This window comes from Sphingomonas sp. PR090111-T3T-6A (genome assembly GCF_000383095.1).
Lineage (GTDB): Bacteria > Pseudomonadota > Alphaproteobacteria > Sphingomonadales > Sphingomonadaceae > Solisphingomonas.
Map to the genome: position 1 here is coordinate 68,494 of NZ_AORL01000025.1, position 19,747 is coordinate 88,240.

Below are 19,747 nucleotides of genomic sequence, written 5' to 3' on the forward strand. Positions count from 1 at the left end.
ACGGAATGGCGAGCATCGATGGTCAGTGGGATTGCACCGCGCAGTCGCCGATGGGCGAGCAGCAGTCCGTGCTGACGCTGACCAGCAAGCCGGACGGCAGCTTCGCCGGCACCAATGCCGGCCCGCTCGGCGCGCTCGACGTGACCGACGGTCAGGTGACGGGCGATCATGTCAGCTTCAAGATGGAGCTGAAGGTGCCCTTTCCGATGACGCTCGCTTGCGAGGGCGAGCTGAACGGCGATGTGCTGGAAGGCACGATCGACACCGGCGCCTTCGGCCGCTTCCCGGTCAAGGCCACGCGCCGGGCCTGACCGGTGACGAGGGGCTTCCCCGGCCCGTGAGCCGGGGCGGTCCTCAGCGCTTCACGCGGGTGACGTGGCCCATCTTGCGGCCGGGGCGGACGCTCTTGCCGTAGAGGTGGAGATGGGCATCGCGCTCGGTGAGGAACGCGGCCCAGCGATCGGCGTCATGGCCGATCAGATTCTCCATCGCGACCGATTGGCCGGTCAGCGCGGTCGAACCCAGCGGCAGACCGCAGATCGCGCGGATATGGTTCTCGAACTGCGAGGCGACCGCGCCCTCGATCGTCCAATGGCCGCTATTGTGGACGCGCGGCGCCATCTCGTTGAAGATCGGGCCGTCGGGTCCGGCGAAATATTCGACCGCCAGCACGCCGACATAATCGAGCGCATCCGCAAGCGCGCGGGTGTGGCGGATCGCCGCCTCGGCCTGCGCATGGACCACGCCTTCGGAGGGCACGGCGGAAAGCGACAGGATGCCGTCGGTGTGGACGTTGGTGACGGCGTCCCACGCGACGCTCTCGCCGTTGGCCGAGCGGGCGAGCAGCACCGAATATTCCACGTCGAAGCGGACGAAGCCTTCCAGCACCGCCGGCTGTCCGCCGATCGCTTCCCACGCCGCGCCTGCGTCCCCGGGTGTGCGCAGGCGCGCCTGGCCCTTGCCGTCATAGCCGAAGCGGCGGGTTTTCAGGATCGCGGGCGCGCCGATCCGGGCGACGGCTTCCTCCAGTTCGCCAAGCGTCTCCACGGCGGCCCAGGGGGCGGTGGCGAGGCCCTGACGGCCGGCGAAGTCCTTCTCGAGCGCGCGGTCCTGCGCGATGCGGAGCGCCTCCACGGGCGGATGGAAGGGCTTCAGCCCCTCGGTCGCGGCGAGCGCCTCGACGGGCAGATTCTCGAACTCGTAGGTGATGACGTCGCACGCCTCGACGAAGCGGCGCAGGCGGGCCTCGTCCTCATAGCCGCCCTGCGTCCATTCGGCGGCGACTTCGCTCGCCGGGCCGCTCGCCTCGGGGGCGTAGACATGGCTGCGATAGCCGAGCTGCGCGGCCGCCATCGCCAGCATCCGGCCGAGCTGGCCGCCGCCGATGATGCCGATCGTGGAGCCGGGCGGGATCATCATTCGGGCGCTTCGCACACCGCTTCGGTCTGCCGCGCGCGCCAGTCGGCGAGGCGGGCGGCCAGCGCCTTGTCCTGAAGCGACAGGATCGAGGCCGCTAGGAGCCCCGCGTTGATCGCGCCCGCCTTGCCGATCGCCAGCGTGCCGACGGGGATGCCGCCCGGCATCTGCACGATCGAGAGCAGGCTATCCATGCCCGAAAGCGCCTTGGACTCGACCGGCACGCCCAGCACTGGCAGCGCCGTCATCGAGGCGCACATGCCGGGGAGATGGGCGGCACCGCCCGCGCCCGCGATCACCACCTGAAGCCCGCGCTCCTGCGCCGATTTCGCATAGTCGTAGAGGCGCTCGGGCGTGCGGTGGGCGGAAACCACCTTGGCCTCGTGGGGGATGCCGAGCGCGTCGAGCGTCTCGGCGGCGTGGCGCATCGTCTCCCAATCGGAGCGACTGCCCATGATGATACCTACGAGGGGCTGGTCGGTCATCGGCCTGCCATAGCCTGGAGGAATGGAAGCCGGGACGCTTAGCGGCGCGAATCCCGCGAGGCAATCGGAACTATGTCCTTCGCCTCGCGGAATTGGCCGTGCCCTGGCGTCAGCGTTCGCTCAGATAATAGCGGTCGGTCGGCACCAGATCGTCGGTCAGCTCATAGACGATCGGCTGGCCGGTCGGGATTTCGAGGTTGACGATCTCCTCGTCCGAGATGCCCGACAGATGCTTCACGAGCGCGCGCAGCGAGTTGCCGTGCGCCGAGATGACGACGCGCTTGCCGGCCTTGAGCACGGGAGCGATCTCGGCTTCCCAATAAGGGAGCACGCGGGCGATCGTGTCCTTGAGGCTCTCGGTCTGCGGGATGGCGATGCCGGCGTAGCGGCGGTCCTTCGCCAGATCGAACTCGGAGCCCGGCTCCAGCACGGGCGGCGGCACGTCGAAGCTGCGGCGCCAGATCTTCACCTGCTCGTCGCCATGCTTGGCCGCCGTCTCGGCCTTGTTGAGGCCGGTGAGGCCGCCATAGTGCCGCTCGTTCAGATGCCAGTCCTTCTCGACCGGCAACCACAGGCGGCCCATCTCCTCCAGCGCGAGGTTGAGCGTCTTGATCGCGCGGGTCTGCACGCTGGTGAAGGCCTGATCGAAGTCGAAGCCCTTCTCCGCGAGTAGGCGGCCGGCGGCCTTGGCTTCCTCGACGCCCTGATCGGTGAGGTTGACGTCCCACCAGCCGGTGAAGCGGTTCTCCAGGTTCCAGGCGGACTGGCCGTGGCGGATCAGGACGAGGCGAGGCATGGGCGTCTCCGTAAAGCTGTCGGTCGCTCCCTAGCCAAGGCTTGCCGATCCGTCATCCCCGCCGCATGTCGCGGGAGAATTCCTCATCAAGGAGAGTCGCGGTGGCGATCGTGAAGCAGGCGGTGCGATATGAGGTAGGCGGCGTGGCGTTCGAGAGCCTCGCCGTGTGGGACGATGCGGTCAGCGGCCCGCGCCCGGCGGTGCTGATCGCGCCGACCTTCATGGACAAGTCCGCCTTCGAGGAGGGCAAGGCCTGGAAGCTCGCGGCGCTCGGCTATGTCGGCTTCGCGATCGATCTGTTCGGCGCCGACGTCCAGCCCGCCAACTTCGACGAGGCGGGCGCGGCGATGGGCGCGCTCAACGCGGATCGCCATGCGGTGGCGGCGCGGATGCTGGCGGCCGTGGAGCAGGTCCGCGCGCTGGAGGTGACGGACAACGCGCGGGTGGCGGCGATCGGCTTCTGCTTCGGCGGCAAGTGCGCGCTCGATCTCGCCCGCACCGGCTCGGACGTGAAGGGCGTGATCGCCTTCCACGGCTTGTTCGACGCGCCTCCCTTCGAGACGGCGGAGACCATTCCCGCCAAGGTGCTGGCGCTGCACGGCTGGGACGATCCGCTCGCCAAGCCCGAGGCCGTGATCGCCTTCGCCGCCGAGATGACCGCGAAGAAGGCCGACTGGCAGCTCCACGCCTATGGCCATACGCAGCACGGCTTCACCAATGACAGCCGCCCGGAGATGTTCCAGCCCGACGCCGACCGGCGCTCGTGGCAGGCGATGCAGAATTTCCTGACCGAGATCTTCTGATGCCGCGGCCCTCCCCCTCGCCGGAGGGAGAGGGCCTGGCCGGCTTCAGATCGCGTCGATCACGTCATGGAGCGCGGCGAGGCAGTCGCGCCCCAGCTTCTTCGATCGCTCGGGCGACCAGCCGAACTCGGCGTCGGGCAGGTCGTCATTGTCCTTGAAGGGCATCTCCAGCGTCATCGCCACGCAGCCGAAGCGCTCGGCGAGCTGGTTGGTGGACATGGAGAGATTGGCCTTGCCGACGCCCGCCGTCGCATAGCCATGCGCCTTCTGGAAGTCCGGCGTGCGGGCGACCAGCGCGTCCTGATAGCGGGCATAGAGCGTTGTCTGTCGCTCCTGAAGCGAGGGGATGCCCTCGAAGCCGGCGAGGAAGACATGCGGGATCGCCTCGTCGCCATGCACGTCCATGGCGAAATCGACACCGGTCCTGTCCATCGCATTGCGCACGCACAGCACCTCGGGCGAACGCTCGGGGCTGGGCTCGTGCCATTCGCGGTTGAGGTTCACGCCCACGGCGTTGGTGCGCAGATGGCCCCGGAAGCTGCCGTCCGGATTCATGTTGGGGACGATGTGGAAGGTGGCTTGTCTGCGCAGCGAGCGGGCGATCGGGTCGGTCGGGTCGGTCAGCGCTTCCAATGCGCCTTCCATCCACCATTCGGCCATCGATTCGCCGGGATGCTGGCGGGCGTAGAACCACACTTTCCTCGGCCCGTCGCCGAGCGTCAGGCAGTCCATCTCGCGCCCGTCGAGCGTCTGGCCGAGCGAGGCCAGCGTCACGCCCGGCTGGCCACCGATGCGGGCGACGAGATCGTTGTGCCGCTCCATCGAGTAGGGCGCAAAATAGGCGAACCAGATGGCGTCGCCCTTGGCCTCGTGCGTGAAGCGGAGGATGCCGCCGGCATAATGCGTGTCCGCCACGCGCCGCCACGTCACCCGGTCCTCGGACCAGCAGGCGTGATAGCCCGGCCAGCCGTCGGGATAGGCGGACTGGCCGGCATTGGTGATCTCATAGGTCAGCCGCCGCCCGCGCACGCCGAGCGCGCGGAAGTGGAACCATTGATAGAAGTCCGAATCCTTGTCGCGCGCGATCTCCAGCGTGATGCGATCGTCGAGGATGGACGTCAGGCGGATGTTGCCGCTGTCGAAGGCGGCCGAAATGCGGATCGTCATTTCACCGTGATAGTGCGCCCCGATTCACCGGGGAAGCCCGTGAAGAGCGCATGGGCGAGCTTGGCGACCGCCGCCTGCGGCGAAGCGTCGGGGGACTGGCCCCTGGCCTCGGTCATGGCGCGGCCTTCCCAGATCACCGTGCCGTCCGAACGGCGCTTGATCTGCACCATCATCCGCGTGCCGACGATGAAGCGCTCGCGGCTGCCGATCGGCACGGTGGTGCCCACCCCGCCGCCGACTCCGGTGTGGCGGCCGAAGCTCGCGCCGCCGATGCCGAAGCTCACCGACGAGCCGGGGCGCGGATCGGGCCGGGTGCCGCGGTCGGTCATCACCGAGACGGTCAGCTCCGAGGTCGCGGGCGAGGCGGCGCGGGTGAAGCCGTAGCGGGTGAGTTCTTGCGCGACGATATCGCCATAAGTGCCGAGTTCGAGGCTGTCGGGCGCGAGCGGCGAGCCGGGGCCGGCCATCGGCACCGATTCGACCGAGAAGCTGCCCGGCGCGATCGGCTGGGCGAGATGGAAGCGCGTCACCTGCACGGGGTTGGTGGTTTCGCAGCCGGCAAGCGCGAGCCCCGCGCCGAGCGCGAGGCCGGCGGCGGCGAAGCGGAGGGCGGACGTGCGCGACTGGAACATGACTGGCCTTTCTGCGGGCGCGATTCGCACGCGGGTGATCGATCCATGAGCGTAACGCTCTGACATGGGTTTTGCTTCCCTTAAGCCTGCTTTCGGCTGGGTGAATAATGTATTTCCTGTCATCGAATCGGGCGCCGGACTTGACTTCGGAGGCCGGCTCTCATAGGCGGGCGCCTCGTTTTTCCGGGCCGCACGGCCTTCAGACATAGAGAAGCAGGGCGTCCCGCCATGAAGATCCGTAACTCGCTCAAGTCGCTCAAGGGGCGTCATCGCGACAACCGCGTCATCCGTCGTCGCGGCCGCACCTACGTCATCAACAAGACGAACCGTCGCTTCAAGGCCCGCCAGGGCTGATCCGGCGTGGCCGCCGATCGCTCGGTGGCCCGTTTGAAGAGCGTCGTTTTCGACGTCGGCAACGTGCTTGTCGACTGGAATCCGCGCGCCTTCTTCCAGCGACATATCGCCGATCCCGCGCGCCTCGACCGATTCCTCGGCGAGGTGGCGACGCTGGAATGGCACACCCAGCATGACGCTGGCCGCAGCTTCGCCGACACGTCGGCGGAGCTGATCGCGCTTCACCCCGATGAAGCCGAAATGATCCGGCTGTGGGGCGATCGATTCGACGGGCAGATCGGCGATTTGCTGCCCGGCATGGCCGCGCTCGTCGCCGATCTCGATTCGGCGGGCGTGCCGCTCTACGCCATCACCAATTTCAGCCATGAGTTCTGGCCGCCCTTCCGGGCGCGCGAGGCGGCGCTGCTCGATCGCTTCCGCGACATCCTCGTCTCGGGCGAGGTGAAGCTGGTGAAGCCCGATCCCGCCATCTACGCGCTGGCGCTCGACCGATTCGGGCTGGCGCCGGGCGAGGCGCTGTTCGTCGACGACCGCGCCGACAATGTCGAGGCGGCCGAACGCTCGGGCTTCGTCGGTCACGTCTTCCGCGACGCCCCGGCGTTGCGCGACTCTCTCCAAGGTTACGGCTTGCTCTGAGGCCCGCGCGGAGACAGGTTCCGGGCCTGTCACGAACCGGAGCCACCATGCGCCTTGCCCTTGCCTCCTTCGCCGCGCTGATCGCGGCGACGCCTGCCCTGTCCGCCCCGCTCGACACCGCGGCGATCGATCGCGCGGCGGCTGAAATCCTCAAGACGACGCAGGTGCCTTCCGCCTCGATCGCGGTCGTGGAGGACGGGCGGATCGTCTATTCCAAGGCCTATGGGCAGCAGGGGCCGGGCAAGCCGGCGGTGACGGGCGCGCGTTATCCGATCGCCTCCATCTCCAAGCAGATCACCGCCACCGCGATCCTGATGCTGGCGGACGAGGGCAAGCTCTCGCTCGACGACAAGGTGAGCAAGTGGCTCCCTGATCTCACCGACGCCGACAAGATCACGGTCGCGCAGGTGCTGAGCCATACCTCGGGCTATCGCGACTATTGGCCGCAGGATTTCAGCTTCGCGGCGATGGAGCACCCGGTCACGCCGGCCGAGATCCTGGATCGCTGGGCCAAGGCGCCGCTCGACTTCGCGCCGGGCAGCCAGTGGCAATATTCCAACACCGGCTATGTGATCGCCGGCCGGATCGTCGAGAAGGTGTCGGGCGAGCCGCTGGTGCCCTTCCTGTCGAAGCGCGTGTTCCAGCCGCTCGCCATGAAGAGCGCCGTGGATGCCGACACCGGCATGACCGCCGCCGACGCCGTGCCGCACATGCGCTATGCGCTGGGCCCGGTGCGTGTCGAGAAGCCGGCGGCGCCGGGCTGGCTGTTCGCGGCGGGCGAGCTGGCGATGACGGCGGACGACCTCGCCCGCTGGGACATCGGCATGATCGACGCCAAGCTGCTCTCGCCGGCCGGCTACAAGGCGCAGCAGACGCCGGTGACGCTCACCGACGGCAAGTCGAGCGGCTATGGCCTTGGCATCGAGATCGGCGAAGTCGATGGCCACCGGATGCTGGAGCATGGCGGCGAGGCGGTGGGCTTCCTCTCCGAGAACCGCGTCTATCCCGACGACAAGGCCGCGATCGTGGTGATGGTGAACGGGGATTTCGGCAATGCCCAGACGGCGATTGCGGACCGTATCGAGGCCCAGCTCTTCCCGCAGGCCGACAAGACGGCGCGCGCCCGCAAGGTGTTCGACATGCTCCGCGCGGGGAAGATCGACCGCAGCCTCTTCACCGTGAACGGCAATTATTATTTCACGCCGACCGCGATCGCCGACTATCGCGCCAGCCTTGCGCCGCTGGGCCAGCCGACCGGTATCCGCCAGCGCTCGGCCAAGCTGCGCGGAGGCTTCACGGCGGAGGCCTATACGGTCACCTATCCCGGCCGCACGCTCACCATCGTGCTGCGCGCCGAGCCGGGCGCGAACGGCAAGATCGAGCAGTTCACCGTCTACCCGGCGGGCTGAGCTTTCATGGGGCCCCTCCTGCCAGTGGGAGGGGCTTATTCCTCGGTCTGATAGCCCTTCAGCTCGTCGCCGGTGAGGCGGACGACGTGGAGCACGTTGGTGGAGCCCGGCGTCTTGAACGGCACGCCGGCCATCAGCACCGCTGCCTCGCCCGCGCCGGCGACGCGCGCGCGCAGCGCCATGCGCTTGGACTTGGCGACCATTTCCTCGAAGCTGTCGACGTCGCGGGTGTGGACCGCATGTGCGCCCCACAGCAGGCCGATGCGGCGCGCGGTGCGGACGTCCGGCGTCAGCACCAGCAGCGGCACCGACGGGCGCTCGCGCGCGATGCGGCGCGCGGTCGAGCCCGAGGTGGTGAAGCAGATGATCGTCGCGGCCGACACCGTGTCGACGATCTCGGCGGCGGCGGACGCGAGCGCGTCGGCGGTGGTGGCGTCCGGGCGCGTCTCGGTGAAGTGGATGCGGGCGCGATAGTTCGGGTCCGATTCCACCGAGATGGCGATGCGGTCCATCATGCCGACCGCTTCCTCCGGCCAGTCGCCGGCGGCGGATTCGGCCGAGAGCATGATCGCGTCGGCGCCGTCGTAGATCGCGTTCGCCACGTCCGACACCTCGGCGCGGGTCGGGGACGGCGACTTGATCATCGATTCGAGCATCTGGGTCGCCACGACCACCGGGCGGCCGAGGCGGCGCGAGGTCTCGACGATGCGCTTCTGGATCGGGGGCACCATTTCCGGCGGCAGCTCGACGCCGAGATCGCCGCGCGCGACCATCACGCCGTCCGACAGCTCGATGATCTCGTCGAGGCGATCGATCGCGGCCGGCTTCTCGATCTTGGAAAGCAAAGCCGCCTTGCCGCCGATCAGGCGGCGAGCCTCGGCGACGTCGTCCGGGCGCTGCACGAAGCTCAATGCGATCCAGTCGACATTCTGCTCCAGCGCGAAGGCGAGGTCCTTGCGGTCCTTGTCGGTCAGCGCGGGGAGGGGGACGACCACGTCGGGCACGTTCACGCCCTTGCGGTTGGAGATCACGCCGCCGACCTCGACCAGCGTCTCGATCACGTCGAGGCTGACCTTCTGCACGCGCAGCACCAGCTTGCCGTCATCGACCAGCAGGCGGGAGCCGGGCTCCAGCGCCTCGAAGATCTCGCGATGGGGAAGGGTGACGCGGGTGGCGTCGCCCGGTGCCGAATCGCGATCGAGCTGGAAGGCGTCGCCGGTCTTCAGCGTCACCGCGCCGTCCGCAAAGGTGCCGACGCGCAGCTTCGGCCCCTGAAGGTCGGCGAGGATGGTGGTCGGCCGGTTCAGCTCCTTCTCGAGCTGGCGGATCGCCGCGATCGACTGGGCATGATCCTCATGCGCGCCGTGGCTCATGTTGACGCGGAAAGCGTCCGCTCCGGCGAGGAACAATTTGCGGATCATTTCGGGCGAGCGGCTGGCAGGCCCCAGTGTAGCCAGCACGCGAACCTTGCGGCGACGGGGCGCAAATGCGCTCGTGCTGATCGACATGGGTACGGAAGCTCCTTGTGCGCGCGGGAAGGGATGCCCATTACCCCCTCCATTCATCAGATCAACCGGGGAATGACAGCGTTATGCAACTGGATGATGTCGATGACGCAATTGCGGCGGCCGTGTTTCGCCGGCTGGTGAGTCATCTGCGGCACCGCTCGGACGCGGAAAACATCGATCTGATGGGCCTTGCGGGCTTTTGCCGCAACTGCCTGGGCGACTGGACGGCCGAGGCTTCGGGTGGAACGATCAGCAAGGATCAGGGCCGCGAGGCGGTCTATGGGATGCCTTATGCGCAATGGAAGGCCGAGCATCAGGGCGAGGCCACGCCCGAGCAGATCGCCCGCATGGCCGAGAGCCTGAAGAAGAACCCACCGGCGGACGCTTGAGCGCAAGGCCCCGCTCTTCTATCCCCGCGCGTTCCTACCGAATCGGGAGCGGACTATGAGTGACGGCAACGTCGCGGCCGACCAGCTGCGGCTCTTCATCGAGCGTATCGAGCGCCTCGAGGAAGAAAAGAAGGGCATGCAGGACGACATCAAGGACGTCTATCTCGAAGCCAAGTCGCAGGGCTATGACCCCAAGACGATGCGGACTATCGTGCGCCTCCGTAAGATGGAGAAGAATGCGCGCGACGAGGCCGAAGCCCTGCTCGAGACCTACAAGGCGGCGCTGGGTCTGAACTGACCCGGCAGGCGATCGGCGCGCGCGGGGAGAGGGCCCGGCGATGAAGCTCTACGGTTTCATTCTATCCCCTTTCGTCCAGCGCGTGCTGATCGCCGCGCGCCTCAAGGGGCATGAGATCCCCGTCGTGCCGCCTCCGGGCGGTTCGATCCATTCGGCGGAGTTCGCCGCGATCAGCCCGATGCGCCGCATCCCCGTGCTGGAGGATGAGGACGGCTGGCACCTCGCCGAATCGGCGCCGATCATCGCTTATCTGGACGATGCGCTCTCCGGGCCGCCGCTGCTGCCCGCCGATCCGCGTGCCCGCGCGCTGGCCCGGATGATCGCCGGCCTTGTCGACACCGAGATCGCGGCGGGCCTGCGCCACTTCATGCGCCAGACGGTCTTCTGCCTGTGCTCGGACACGGGCCAGCTCGACTACGGCCGCGAGCAGCTCGCGCTCGGCCTCGACGCGATCGAGCGGATCGGCATCGGCCAGGACGAATGGGCCGCCGGAGACGTGCCCGGAATCGCCGATGCGGCGCTGATCCCGCTGCTCGCGCTGGCCGGGATCATCGAGACGCATTTCGACGGCGGCGCGCTGATGGCCGGACGCCCCGGCCTCGCCGCTTATTGGGCCCGGGTGAGGGACACCGCGATCGGCCGGCGCACCCGCGAGGAGATGGGCGGCATCGTCCCCATCGTCATGGGCCGCCGCGCCGCCCAGCCCGCCTAGCGGGTCGGGATTGCGCAACGGGCGCCTCACGGCCTAGAGACGCCCACTCAATCTTCGCAAGCAGCAGGACGATCACGGCGATGGCCGGCCATTCCAAATTCAAGAACATCATGCATCGCAAGGGCGCGCAGGATAAGAAGCGCTCGGCGCTCTTTTCCAAGCTCAGCCGCGAAATCACGGTGGCGGCGAAGATGGGCCTGCCCGATCCGGCGATGAACGCGCGCCTGCGTTCCGCCATCATCGCGGCGCGCGCCCAGTCGATGCCGAACGACAACATCAAGCGCTCGATCGACAAGGCGGCCGGCAATGACGGCGCCAATTATGAAGAGGTCCGCTACGAGGGCTTCGGCCCGGCCGGCGTGTCGCTCATCATCGAGACGCTGACCGACAACCGCAACCGCACCGCCACCAACGTGCGCACCGCCGTCTCCAAGAATGGCGGCAATCTCGGCGCGGGCGGCTCGGTGAGCCATGGTTTCGACCGCATGGGGCTGATCTCCTACCCGGAGAAGGCCGGCGACGCCGAAAAGGTGTTCGAGGCCGCGCTCGAAGCCGGCGCCGAGGACGTGACCTCCGACGAGGGCCACGAGATCTGGACCGCGACGGATTCGCTCCACGAGGTCGCCAAGGCGCTGGAAGCGGTGCTCGGCGAGCCGGAGGGCGTGAAGCTCGCCTGGCGCCCGCAGACCATGGTGACGCTCACCACGGTGGACGAGGCGGCGCTGCTGATGAAGCTGATCGACACCCTCGAAGAGGATGACGACGTCCAGACCGTCTGGGGCAATTACGACGTGCCCGACGACATCATGGAGAAGCTGGCTTGAGGCTGACGGGGTGCTGATCCTCGGGCTCGATCCGGGGCTCGGCACCACGGGCTGGGGGGTGATCGCCGCCGACGGCAATCGCCTGTCCCACGTCGCCAACGGGCAGATCCGCACCGAAGTGGCGATGCCGCTGCCGCGCCGCCTCGCGCTGCTCCACGGCGCGCTGATCGAGGTGATCCGCGCTCACCGGCCCGAGGGCGCGGCGGTCGAGGAGGTGCTCGGCAACTCCAACGCCCAGTCGACGCTCAAGCTCGGGCAGGCGCGCGGCGTCGTGCTGCTGGCCGCCGCGCAGGCGGAGATCGTGATCGGGGAATATCATCCCTCGATCGTCAAGAAGGCGGTGGTCGGCACCGGCGGGGCGGACAAGAAGCAGGTGCAGGCGATGGTCTCGCGGCTGCTGCCCGGCGTGAAGCTGACCGGCGCGGACGCTGCCGATGCGCTCGCCGTCGCCATCACCCATGCGCATCATGTGGCGAGCCAGCGCGCCATGCTGCGCCGCGTTTCGTGAGGACAAAGGGGGCATGATGATCGCACGGCTGACCGGCATCCTCGCCGAGGCGGGGGCCGACCATGGCGTGATCGACGTGAACGGCGTCGGCTATCTCGTGCAGCTCTCGGGCAAGACCTTGCAGGCGCTGGGGGGCGTCGGCTCGGAGGTGAAGATCCTCACCGACATGCAGGTGCGCGAGGATGCGATCACGCTGTTCGGCTTCGGCTCGACGACCGAGCGCGACTGGTTCCGCCTGCTGACCCAGGTGCAGGGGGTGGGCGGCCGCCTCGCGCTCGCCATCCTCTCGACGCTGGCGCCGGACGAACTCTCCCGCGCGGTGGCGTCGGGCGACAAGGCGATGGTGGCGCGCGCCAACGGCGTCGGCCCGAAGCTGGCGCTGCGCATCGTGACCGAACTCAAGGACAAGGCCGGCCCGGCGCTCGGCCCGGTGGGCATGGCGACGGCGGCGCCCAAGGGCGGCGCGGTCAACGACGCGCTCTCGGCGCTCGCCAATCTCGGATTCCGCCCGGCCGAGGCGTCGGCGGCGGTGGGCGCAGCGGCGGAGGAGCTGGGGGAGGGCGCCACGCTCGATGCGCTGGTCCGCCTCGCGCTGCGCAAGGCTTCCAAGGCGTAAGGCACGCGATTGAGCGATCCCTTGCGCGGGGCTACAGATTGTCGCCGGCGGACAAGAGGGGGCTGATATGCGGATCGTTGGGCCGGTGCTGGCCATTCTCTGCTGGGCAGGCGTGGCGCAGGCGGACGCGCCGGCTTGCCCCGAGGCGCCGAAGCTGTGGCGCGGCGCGGCTGACCTGCCCGCGGCGCATTCGCTCGCCGGCAATCCCAATCCGATGCTGACGCTCAACGTACCGGCGATCGCGGCGCTCGCCCCGGCTGAAGGGGTGAGCTTCGCCGCCCCGCTCGGCAAGCCGGTGGCGGCGGGCGACAAGGGCGGGCTGCTGGTCTTCCATGTCGCGTTGAGCGGCACCTATCGCGTCGCGCTCGGCGGCAAGGCCTGGATCGACGTCGTGCAGCGGGGCAAGTCGCTGCCGTCCGCCGCCCATGCCCATGGCGCGCCCTGCTCGGGCATCGCCAAGCAAGTCGATTTCGCGCTGGCGCCGGGGGACTACATCCTCCAGCTCAGCGACAGCCAGGCCGATCATATCCCGGTGCTGCTCAGCCGGCTTCCCTGAGCGCTGGCGCCCGCCATGCGGAACGGCTAGGGAACGGATCGACCATGAGCGAACCCGACCGCCTCCTCGCCGCCGAGCGCCGCCCCGAAGATATCGACGCCGCGCTGCGGCCCAAGACGCTCGACGATTTCGTCGGGCAGAAGGCGGCGCGCGAGAATCTCCGCGTCTTCATCGGCGCCGCCAAGGCGCGCGGCGAGGCGATGGATCATGTACTGTTCTTCGGCCCGCCCGGCCTCGGCAAGACGACGCTCGCCCAGATCGTCGCGCGCGAGCTAGGCGTGGGCTTCCGCGCCACCTCCGGCCCGGTGATCGCCAAGTCGGGCGATCTGGCGGCCTTGCTCACCAATCTGGAGGAGGGCGACGTCCTCTTCATCGACGAGATCCACCGCCTCGCGCCCGCCGTCGAGGAAGTGCTCTATCCGGCGATGGAGGACCGCGTGCTCGACCTGATGATCGGCGAGGGGCCGTCCGCGCGCTCGGTCCGGATCGAGCTGCCGCGCTTCACGCTGGTGGGGGCTACGACACGGCAGGGGCTGCTGACCACGCCGCTGCGCGATCGCTTCGGCATTCCGGTGCGCCTGCAATTCTACACGGTGGACGAGCTGGAGCTGGTGGTGGCGCGCGCCGCCCGGCTGCTGGCACTCGATCTCGCGCGCGACGGGGCGACCGAGATCGCGCGGCGTTCGCGCGGCACGCCCCGCATCGCCGGGCGCCTGCTCCGTCGGGTGCGGGACTTCGCGCACATGGCGGGCGACCCGGTGGTGGACGCTCGCGTGGCCGATGCGGCGCTCACCCGGCTGGAGGTGGACAATCTCGGCCTCGACGCGATGGACCGGCGCTATCTGCTGATGATCGCCGACGTCTATCGCGGCGGCCCGGTCGGCGTGGAGACAATCGCCGCCGGTCTCTCCGAACCGCGCGACACGGTGGAGGAGGTGATCGAGCCCTATCTCATCCAGCTCGGCCTGCTTGCCCGCACGGCGCGGGGGCGTTGCCTGACCGGCCGGGCATGGACCCATCTCGGCCTGCCGATGCCGGCGGGCGTGCAGGATGGCCTGTTCGACTGAAGCCGTCTCAGCCGGCCTTCCGGCGTCCGAAGATCAGCGCCAGCCCGATCCCCATTCCGACGAAGCCGGCCGCCAGCATCGGAAGCCCGTGGGGTATGTTCCTGGGGAAGATGCGGTCGATCAGGAAGGCGGACAGCAGCAGGTTGGCCGATCCCCACAGCACATTTTCCAGCGCCGAGGACATGCCGACCCCGCGAGGCCGCGCCCACGGCGTGTAGAAGCGCTCGCCCTGCAAGCCGGCCAGCAGATGCGGCAGGGAATTGCAGAGCAACATGCCGGCGAACAACAGCCCGAGATAGGCGATCATGTCAGTCCTCCAGCGCGAACAGTGCCTCCACCGGCTGGCCTAGCACGCGGGCGAGGCGCAGCGCGAGGATGGTGGAGGGGACGAACACGCCATTTTCCACCGTATTGATCGTCTTGCGGCTGACGCCCGCGCGCTCGGCCAACTCGGCCTGCGTCCAGCCATGCCGAGCCCGCTCCTCACGCAGGCGGTTGCTCAGGCCTTCAGCCATCCTGCATCGACGTCCGTTCGAGGGCGGCGAAGGAGATCAGCGCCGCGGCGATTCCGGCGGTCACGATCGCCCGGATCACGGTCTGCATGTCGATCGCCACCAGCCGCACCAGCACCGACAGGGTCAACGCCGCAGCGATGGCCGCGAAATAGCCGATCGCCATGCTGCGGGCGCGGTTGGCGCGGGTGCCTTCGTCCTCCATCAACCGGCGGGCACCGCGCGGCATGAACCAGCCGCCCATCCCCGCGATACCGGCAAGCAACAGGATCGCCCAGGCCACCCAGACGATCGCGAACGACATCGATCCATCCGCCGGCGAATCGAACCAGGGGACGACGAGGAACAAAGCGGCGGAAAGATAGAAGAGCAGCGTGCGGGCACGGCTCAGCCGCTCGGCGGTATCGGCATTGGTCATGGCGGTCTTCCCGTGTAACCTATAGGTGATTTGTAACCTATAGGTATCATCATCGTCAAGCGGCCGGGGTTGCGTGGGCACGACGAAGCGTTAGACCCCGCTCTCATGATCATCGACGCCACCGATCTGCCGGCGAGCGGGCGCTTCGTGGAAGGCGAGCATCGCTTTCCGCTCCGCGTGTATTTCGAGGACACGGATTTTTCGGGCGTCGTCTACCACGCCAATTATCTGCGCTATCTGGAGCGCGCGCGTTCTGACATGCTGCGCGCCGCAGGGATCGATCAGCGTGGCGCATATGAGCAGGGGCTGGGCGTTTACGCGATCACTGATCTCGCTATCCGATATCGGCGCCCGGCGCGTCTCGACGACGATCTGCTCGTCGTCAGCCGGGTGATGGATACGAAGGCCGCTTCCTGCGTCATTCATCAGAGAGTCATGCGCGGCGATGTGTTGCTCGCCGACGCGGAGGTCACTGCGGCATTCCTTTCGCCGGAAGGAAGGCCGAGGCGGCAGCCCGACGCCTGGCTCGACATATTCCGCCGCCTCAAAGGGGATGAAGTAGCATCATGATTCCGCACCTGGCGACCGACGCCGCGACGATGTCGCCGCTCGCCCTCTTCCTCCAGGCCGATATCGTGGTGAAGGTCGTGATGATCGGCCTGCTCTGCGCCTCGGTGTGGACGTGGGGAATCATCGTCGGCCATGGCGTCCGGCTGAAGCGCATCAGCGCGAAGAACGCGAAGTTCGAGCGGGATTTCTGGGCCTCGCAGGATATCGACAATTTCTACACCGTGCACCGCAACGACGATCTGCCCCTGGCCAGGGTGCTGGCGGCGGGCGTGAACGAGTGGCGTCGCTCGACCGCGGGCAAGAAGATCGACCGGGACGGCACGCGCGCGCGGCTCGCCACCACCATGGGGGCGGCGACCGGGGTCGAGGTGGATCGCCTGTCGGATCGGCTGAACATCCTCGCCACCATCGGCTCGGTGGCGCCCTTCGTCGGCCTGTTCGGCACGGTGTGGGGCATCATGCGCAGCTTCACCTCGATCGCGGCGCAGCAGAACACCTCGCTCGGCGTCGTCGCGCCGGGCATCGCGGAGGCGCTGTTCGCGACGGCGTTGGGCCTGTTCGCGGCGATTCCGGCGGTCATCGCCTACAATCGCCTGTCGCACGGCATCAACAAGATGGAGGCGCGCCTCCATCGCTTCGCCGACAATTTCCACGCGACGCTCAGCCGCGAGCTGGAAGCCGACTGATGGCCATGGGCCCTACCCCGAGCGGTGGCCGTGGCGGCCGCCGCACGCCGATGGCGGAGATCAACGTGACGCCGCTCGTCGACGTCATGCTGGTGCTGCTCATCATCTTCATGATCACCGCGCCGCTGCTGATGACGGGCGTGCCGATTCACCTGCCCGACAGCCGCGCCAAGGCGCTGGAGCAGCCCAAGAAGCCGATCCAGATCTCGATCGACGCGCAGGGGCAGGTGTTCGTCGACGACGATCAGGTGAGCGACGGGGCGCTGCCCGACCGCCTCGCCCAGATCGCGGGGCAGGGGCCGGTCGGCGGCGAGCCCCAGCAGATCTTCCTGCGCGCGGATCGCGGGATCGACTATGGCCGGGTGATGGCGGTGATGGGCGAACTCAATCGCGCCGGCCTCAACAAGGTGGCGCTGGTCTCCACGCCGGCCGACGAGCGCCGCTGAGCCATGGAACGCGCCGAACGCTATGGGCTGGGAGTGGCCGCGGCGGGGCATGTCGCCCTGTTTGTGGTGCTGTCGCTGAGCCTGTTCTCGGCGCGCATCCCGAAGCCTCCGGTCGCCGACACGATGGATGTGCAACTGGTCGACAAGGTCGGGCTGACGTCGGCCGCGCCGAAGGTGGCGACGGAAGCGCCGGCCCCGTCGGTCGCGCCCGAGCAAGGGCCGCCCGAGGAGGCGGCGCCCCCGCCGCCCGCGCCGGCTCCCAAAGCCGAGCCGCCCAAGCCGACCCCGCCTCCGCCGAAGCCCGAACCCAAGCCCGAGGTGAAGCCGGAGCCGAAGCCGGCGCCGCCCAAACCCGAAGCCAAGCCGAAGCCCGCGCCCGAGAAGCCGGCCAAGCCGACGCCCGAGAAGCAGCCTCCCAAGAAGGCCGGTCTTTCCGCCGACTTCCTGAAGGATCTGCCCAAGGACACGCCGGGCAAGGCCAAGCCCAAGGGCTCGCGGCTCGGCGCCGATTTCCTGAAGGGCCTGTCGCCCGACAAGGCGCCCGGCAAGGCGACCGCGCCGCGCGCGGCGGCGGTGTCGGCGCAGTCGATGGCGGGGCTGGCGGCGCTGCTGCTCCAGCAGGTGAAGCCCTGCTACAATCCGCCGGCCGGCGGCGCCGACGCGGGGCAGATCGCGACGGTGCTCAACCTGCGCATGAACCGCGACGGCTCGGTCGCCTCGGTCGAGATCGGCGAGCAGAGCGGCGTCAATGGGCAGAACCAGGCCTACGCGCGCCAGATGGCCGATGCCGCGCGCCGCGCCGTGCTGCGCTGCGCGCCATTCAAGCTGCCGCCCGAAATGTATCAGGGCGGCTGGGACGATTTCGGGTTCCGGTTCCGTCCATGACGGGTGCCGAGAGGAGGGAGATGAGCATGATGGTCCGTCGCATGATCGCCGCGATGCCGGCGCTGCTGCTGTCGAGCGCGGCGCTGGCGCAGGTGCCCGCCACGCAGGCCGCGCCCGGCGCGGGGCCGCAGCCCGGCCAGCGCCTGATCGTCGACGTCACCGGCGGCATCTCGCAGCCGATGCCGATCGCGATCCCCGCGATGCCGACCCCGGCGTCCGCCAAGACCCCCGCCGGCCAGACCGACGCGCTCGGCAGCCAGGTCGCGCAGATCGTCATCAACGACCTCAAGGGTTCGGGCCTGTTCAAGCCGGTGTCGGGCGATCATGCGGTCGCCTATCCGCAGGTGACGGCGCCTGATTACAACTACTGGACCACCACCGGCGCCTCGGCGCTGGTGCAGGGCTTCGTGCAGGCCAATGGCGACGGCACGCTGACCGTCGGCTGCTATCTCTACGACGTCTACCAGAAGCAGGAACTGACGCGGCAGGGCTTCGTGGTGTCGCCCGCCCAGTGGCGCCGCGCCGCGCACAAGTGCGCCGACACCGTCTATACGCGGCTGACCGGCGAAGGCCCCTATTTCGACAGCCGGGTCGCCTATGTCTCCGAGACCGGCCCCAAGAATCACCGGACCAAGCGGCTGGCGATCATGGATCAGGACGGTGCCAACCATCACTTCCTGACCAACGGCCAGTCGATCGTGCTGACGCCGCGCTATTCGCCGAACCAGCAGTCGATCGTCTACATGTCCTACACGGGCAACCGGCCGCGCATCTACACCTACAACATCAGCACCGGGCAGCAGAGGCTGGTGGTCGATTCGCCGAACATGACGCTCTCCCCGCGCTATTCGCCGGACGGGCGTTCGATCGTCTATTCGCTCTCGGTCGGCGGCAACACGCAGATCTATCGCGTTTCGGCGTCGGGCGGCACGCCGACGCGCCTCACCAACGCGCCGGGCATCAACACCGCGCCCTGCTATTCGCCGGACGGCAGCAAGATCGTGTTCGAGAGCGACCGTTCCGGCACGCAGCAGATCTATGTCATGAACGCGGACAGTTCGGGTCAGCACCGCATCAGTTTCGGCTCGGGCCGCTACGCCACCCCGGTGTGGAGCCCGCGCGGCGATCTCATCGCCTTCACCAAGCTCGGAGGCGGCTTCTCGGTGGGCGTGATGTCGCCCGACGGCAATGGCGAGAAGATCCTGACGCACGGCTGGCAGGACGAGGGCCCGAGCTGGTCTCCCAACGGCCGCGTCATCATGTTTTTCCGCACCGCGCAGGGCTCGGGCCGCGCCGATCTCTGGTCGGTGGACCTGACCGGCGTCAACGAACGAAAAATTCCGACCCCCCTCGATGGGTCCGATCCGGCCTGGTCGCCGTTGTTGCCGTAACGATGGGCCGGGCTTGACCATCGCCGAAACAATCCTAAGCCTGAAAGGGCAATAGGGGGCCGCCATTGAAAACCAAAGGAGACTCCAAGATGACTGCAAAGACTGCCACGGTATTGACCGTCGCCGCGATGGTGGCGCTGGCCGGTTGCGCCAAGAAGAAGCCGGCTGAACTGCCCCCGCCCCCGCCCGCCTCGACGGCGCCGGAATCGGATACGGGCACGCAGGCCCCGGTCGGTAGCTCGATCATTCCCGGTTCGCGCGCTGACTTCCTCCAGCAGGTCGGCACCGACACTGTTCACTTCGGCACCGACAAGTCGGACGTCGACAGCGAGGCGCAGGGCATCTTGACCGCGCAGGCCAAGTGGCTGGTGGCGCACCCGGCCGTCCGCGTGACGCTCGAAGGCCATTGCGACGAGCGCGGCACGCGCGAGTACAACATCGCGCTCGGCGATCGCCGCGCCACCGCCGCCAAGAACTTCCTGGTGAGCCAGGGCGTGCCGGCCGATCGCATCAACACGATCAGCTACGGCAAGGAACGCCCGGTCGCGACTGGTTCGGACGAGAGCGCCTGGGCGCAGAACCGCCGCGCCGTCACGGTCGTGCCACAATAAGCGGAACGTTCACCAGCAGGGTCCGGGAAAGGGGCTGGCCGAAAGGCCGGCC

The 19,747-nt window shown here is 68.4% G+C and carries 28 protein-coding genes; 19 read left to right on the plus strand and 9 right to left on the minus strand.

Features of this window, described 5'->3' with window-relative positions; genetic code table 11:
- Positions 1-5: 5 nt before the first annotated feature.
- On the plus strand, positions 6-311 hold the full coding sequence (locus ST3T6A_RS0118725) for a hypothetical protein (RefSeq protein WP_019834493.1): 306 nt from the start codon (positions 6-8) through the stop codon (positions 309-311).
- Positions 312-354: 43 nt separating this feature from the next.
- Here ST3T6A_RS0118725 and ST3T6A_RS0118730 read toward each other — a convergent pair whose 3' ends face one another.
- The 3 genes from ST3T6A_RS0118730 to gpmA all read right to left on the minus strand — a co-directional run bounded on the left by ST3T6A_RS0118730 (position 355) and on the right by gpmA (position 2,697).
- Positions 355-1,419: a 5-(carboxyamino)imidazole ribonucleotide synthase gene (locus ST3T6A_RS0118730; RefSeq protein WP_019834494.1), complete on the minus strand. Its 1,065-nt coding sequence runs from the start codon at positions 1,417-1,419 to the stop codon at positions 355-357.
- The gene (gene purE / locus ST3T6A_RS0118735) at positions 1,416-1,901 is read right to left on the minus strand and encodes a 5-(carboxyamino)imidazole ribonucleotide mutase (protein WP_019834495.1); all 486 of its coding nucleotides are present in this window, start codon (positions 1,899-1,901) and stop codon (positions 1,416-1,418) included. Before purE ends, ST3T6A_RS0118730 begins: the two co-directional genes overlap by 4 nt.
- A 109-nt stretch (positions 1,902-2,010) precedes the next feature.
- Positions 2,011-2,697: a 2,3-diphosphoglycerate-dependent phosphoglycerate mutase gene (gene gpmA / locus ST3T6A_RS0118740; protein WP_019834496.1), complete on the minus strand. Its 687-nt coding sequence runs from the start codon at positions 2,695-2,697 to the stop codon at positions 2,011-2,013.
- Between the two features lie 101 nt (positions 2,698-2,798).
- Between gpmA and ST3T6A_RS0118745 the strand changes: the two genes are divergently transcribed.
- Positions 2,799-3,500, plus strand: coding sequence for a dienelactone hydrolase family protein (locus ST3T6A_RS0118745; RefSeq protein WP_019834497.1), 702 nt, complete (start codon positions 2,799-2,801; stop codon positions 3,498-3,500).
- 45 nt (positions 3,501-3,545) lie between these two features.
- Here the strand turns inward: ST3T6A_RS0118745 and ST3T6A_RS0118750 are convergent, their stop codons facing one another.
- A complete protein-coding gene (locus ST3T6A_RS0118750; RefSeq protein WP_019834498.1) occupies positions 3,546-4,667 on the minus strand; it encodes a M14 family metallopeptidase in 1,122 nt (373 codons plus the stop codon).
- Entirely contained in the window at positions 4,664-5,299 is a 636-nt protein-coding gene (locus ST3T6A_RS0118755; RefSeq protein WP_019834499.1) for a DUF4136 domain-containing protein, read from the minus strand. The genes ST3T6A_RS0118750 and ST3T6A_RS0118755 overlap by 4 nt, the downstream gene beginning before the upstream one ends.
- Positions 5,300-5,527: 228 nt before the next feature.
- Between ST3T6A_RS0118755 and ykgO the strand changes: the two genes are divergently transcribed.
- The 3 genes from ykgO to ST3T6A_RS0118770 are packed head-to-tail and all read left to right on the plus strand — an operon-like array spanning position 5,528 to position 7,698.
- Positions 5,528-5,653, plus strand: a complete 126-nt coding sequence (gene ykgO / locus ST3T6A_RS0118760) for a type B 50S ribosomal protein L36 (protein WP_004210176.1) — start codon at positions 5,528-5,530, stop codon at positions 5,651-5,653.
- A 6-nt stretch (positions 5,654-5,659) separates the two neighbouring features.
- Positions 5,660-6,289, plus strand: a complete 630-nt coding sequence (locus ST3T6A_RS0118765) for an HAD family hydrolase (RefSeq protein ID WP_019834500.1) — start codon at positions 5,660-5,662, stop codon at positions 6,287-6,289.
- Between the two features lie 47 nt (positions 6,290-6,336).
- The gene (locus ST3T6A_RS0118770) at positions 6,337-7,698 is read left to right on the plus strand and encodes a serine hydrolase domain-containing protein (RefSeq protein WP_019834501.1); all 1,362 of its coding nucleotides are present in this window, start codon (positions 6,337-6,339) and stop codon (positions 7,696-7,698) included.
- 35 nt (positions 7,699-7,733) lie between these two features.
- Here ST3T6A_RS0118770 and pyk read toward each other — a convergent pair whose 3' ends face one another.
- Positions 7,734-9,206, minus strand: a complete 1,473-nt coding sequence (gene pyk, locus ST3T6A_RS0118775; RefSeq protein WP_019834502.1) for a pyruvate kinase — start codon at positions 9,204-9,206, stop codon at positions 7,734-7,736.
- Positions 9,207-9,289: 83 nt separating this feature from the next.
- Between pyk and ST3T6A_RS0118780 the strand changes: the two genes are divergently transcribed.
- From ST3T6A_RS0118780 to ruvB, 8 genes are all read left to right on the plus strand, one after another.
- Positions 9,290-9,595: a DUF1244 domain-containing protein gene (locus tag ST3T6A_RS0118780; protein ID WP_019834503.1), complete on the plus strand. Its 306-nt coding sequence runs from the start codon at positions 9,290-9,292 to the stop codon at positions 9,593-9,595.
- A 55-nt stretch (positions 9,596-9,650) separates the two neighbouring features.
- Positions 9,651-9,893 carry a DUF2312 domain-containing protein gene (locus tag ST3T6A_RS0118785; protein WP_019834504.1) on the plus strand — a complete coding sequence of 81 codons (243 nt, stop codon included), beginning with the start codon at positions 9,651-9,653 and terminating at the stop codon, positions 9,891-9,893.
- Between the two features lie 40 nt (positions 9,894-9,933).
- On the plus strand, positions 9,934-10,605 hold the full coding sequence (locus ST3T6A_RS20655) for a glutathione S-transferase family protein (RefSeq protein ID WP_019834505.1): 672 nt from the start codon (positions 9,934-9,936) through the stop codon (positions 10,603-10,605).
- 80 nt (positions 10,606-10,685) lie between these two features.
- Positions 10,686-11,429 carry a YebC/PmpR family DNA-binding transcriptional regulator gene (locus tag ST3T6A_RS0118795; RefSeq protein WP_019834506.1) on the plus strand — a complete coding sequence of 248 codons (744 nt, stop codon included), beginning with the start codon at positions 10,686-10,688 and terminating at the stop codon, positions 11,427-11,429.
- A gap of 10 nt (positions 11,430-11,439) precedes the next feature.
- Positions 11,440-11,937, plus strand: a complete 498-nt coding sequence (gene ruvC / locus ST3T6A_RS0118800) for a crossover junction endodeoxyribonuclease RuvC (protein WP_019834507.1) — start codon at positions 11,440-11,442, stop codon at positions 11,935-11,937.
- A gap of 16 nt (positions 11,938-11,953) precedes the next feature.
- The gene (gene ruvA, locus ST3T6A_RS0118805; protein ID WP_026359872.1) at positions 11,954-12,553 is read left to right on the plus strand and encodes a Holliday junction branch migration protein RuvA; all 600 of its coding nucleotides are present in this window, start codon (positions 11,954-11,956) and stop codon (positions 12,551-12,553) included.
- A gap of 67 nt (positions 12,554-12,620) precedes the next feature.
- Complete coding sequence (locus tag ST3T6A_RS21000) at positions 12,621-13,109, plus strand: hypothetical protein (RefSeq protein WP_019834509.1); 489 nt, start codon at positions 12,621-12,623, stop codon at positions 13,107-13,109.
- Between the two features lie 44 nt (positions 13,110-13,153).
- Complete coding sequence (gene ruvB / locus ST3T6A_RS0118815) at positions 13,154-14,176, plus strand: Holliday junction branch migration DNA helicase RuvB (protein ID WP_019834510.1); 1,023 nt, start codon at positions 13,154-13,156, stop codon at positions 14,174-14,176.
- A gap of 7 nt (positions 14,177-14,183) precedes the next feature.
- On the opposite strand, the gene ST3T6A_RS0118820 is transcribed toward ruvB, so the two are convergent.
- The 3 genes from ST3T6A_RS0118820 to ST3T6A_RS0118830 are packed head-to-tail and all read right to left on the minus strand — an operon-like array spanning position 14,184 to position 15,106.
- Positions 14,184-14,483 (minus strand): hypothetical protein, encoded by a 300-nt coding sequence (locus tag ST3T6A_RS0118820; protein ID WP_019834511.1) that lies wholly within the window; start codon positions 14,481-14,483, stop codon positions 14,184-14,186.
- Between the two features lies 1 nt (position 14,484).
- A complete protein-coding gene (locus ST3T6A_RS0118825; protein WP_019834512.1) occupies positions 14,485-14,691 on the minus strand; it encodes a helix-turn-helix transcriptional regulator in 207 nt (68 codons plus the stop codon).
- Positions 14,684-15,106, minus strand: a complete 423-nt coding sequence (locus ST3T6A_RS0118830; protein ID WP_019834513.1) for a hypothetical protein — start codon at positions 15,104-15,106, stop codon at positions 14,684-14,686. The genes ST3T6A_RS0118825 and ST3T6A_RS0118830 overlap by 8 nt, the downstream gene beginning before the upstream one ends.
- 105 nt (positions 15,107-15,211) lie before the next feature.
- Between ST3T6A_RS0118830 and ST3T6A_RS0118835 the strand changes: the two genes are divergently transcribed.
- From ST3T6A_RS0118835 to pal, 6 genes are all read left to right on the plus strand, one after another.
- Positions 15,212-15,676, plus strand: a complete 465-nt coding sequence (locus ST3T6A_RS0118835; protein WP_019834514.1) for a YbgC/FadM family acyl-CoA thioesterase — start codon at positions 15,212-15,214, stop codon at positions 15,674-15,676.
- Positions 15,673-16,362 (plus strand): protein TolQ, encoded by a 690-nt coding sequence (tolQ, locus tag ST3T6A_RS0118840; RefSeq protein ID WP_019834515.1) that lies wholly within the window; start codon positions 15,673-15,675, stop codon positions 16,360-16,362. The genes ST3T6A_RS0118835 and tolQ overlap by 4 nt, the downstream gene beginning before the upstream one ends.
- Entirely contained in the window at positions 16,362-16,808 is a 447-nt protein-coding gene (tolR, locus tag ST3T6A_RS0118845; protein ID WP_019834516.1) for a protein TolR, read from the plus strand. The genes tolQ and tolR overlap by 1 nt, the downstream gene beginning before the upstream one ends.
- 3 nt (positions 16,809-16,811) lie before the next feature.
- A complete protein-coding gene (locus tag ST3T6A_RS0118850) occupies positions 16,812-17,693 on the plus strand; it encodes a hypothetical protein (protein WP_019834517.1) in 882 nt (293 codons plus the stop codon).
- A gap of 20 nt (positions 17,694-17,713) precedes the next feature.
- A complete protein-coding gene (gene tolB, locus ST3T6A_RS0118855; protein WP_019834518.1) occupies positions 17,714-19,084 on the plus strand; it encodes a Tol-Pal system beta propeller repeat protein TolB in 1,371 nt (456 codons plus the stop codon).
- An 89-nt stretch (positions 19,085-19,173) separates the two neighbouring features.
- Positions 19,174-19,695 carry a peptidoglycan-associated lipoprotein Pal gene (pal, locus tag ST3T6A_RS0118860; protein ID WP_026359874.1) on the plus strand — a complete coding sequence of 174 codons (522 nt, stop codon included), beginning with the start codon at positions 19,174-19,176 and terminating at the stop codon, positions 19,693-19,695.
- Positions 19,696-19,747: the final 52 nt, after the last annotated feature.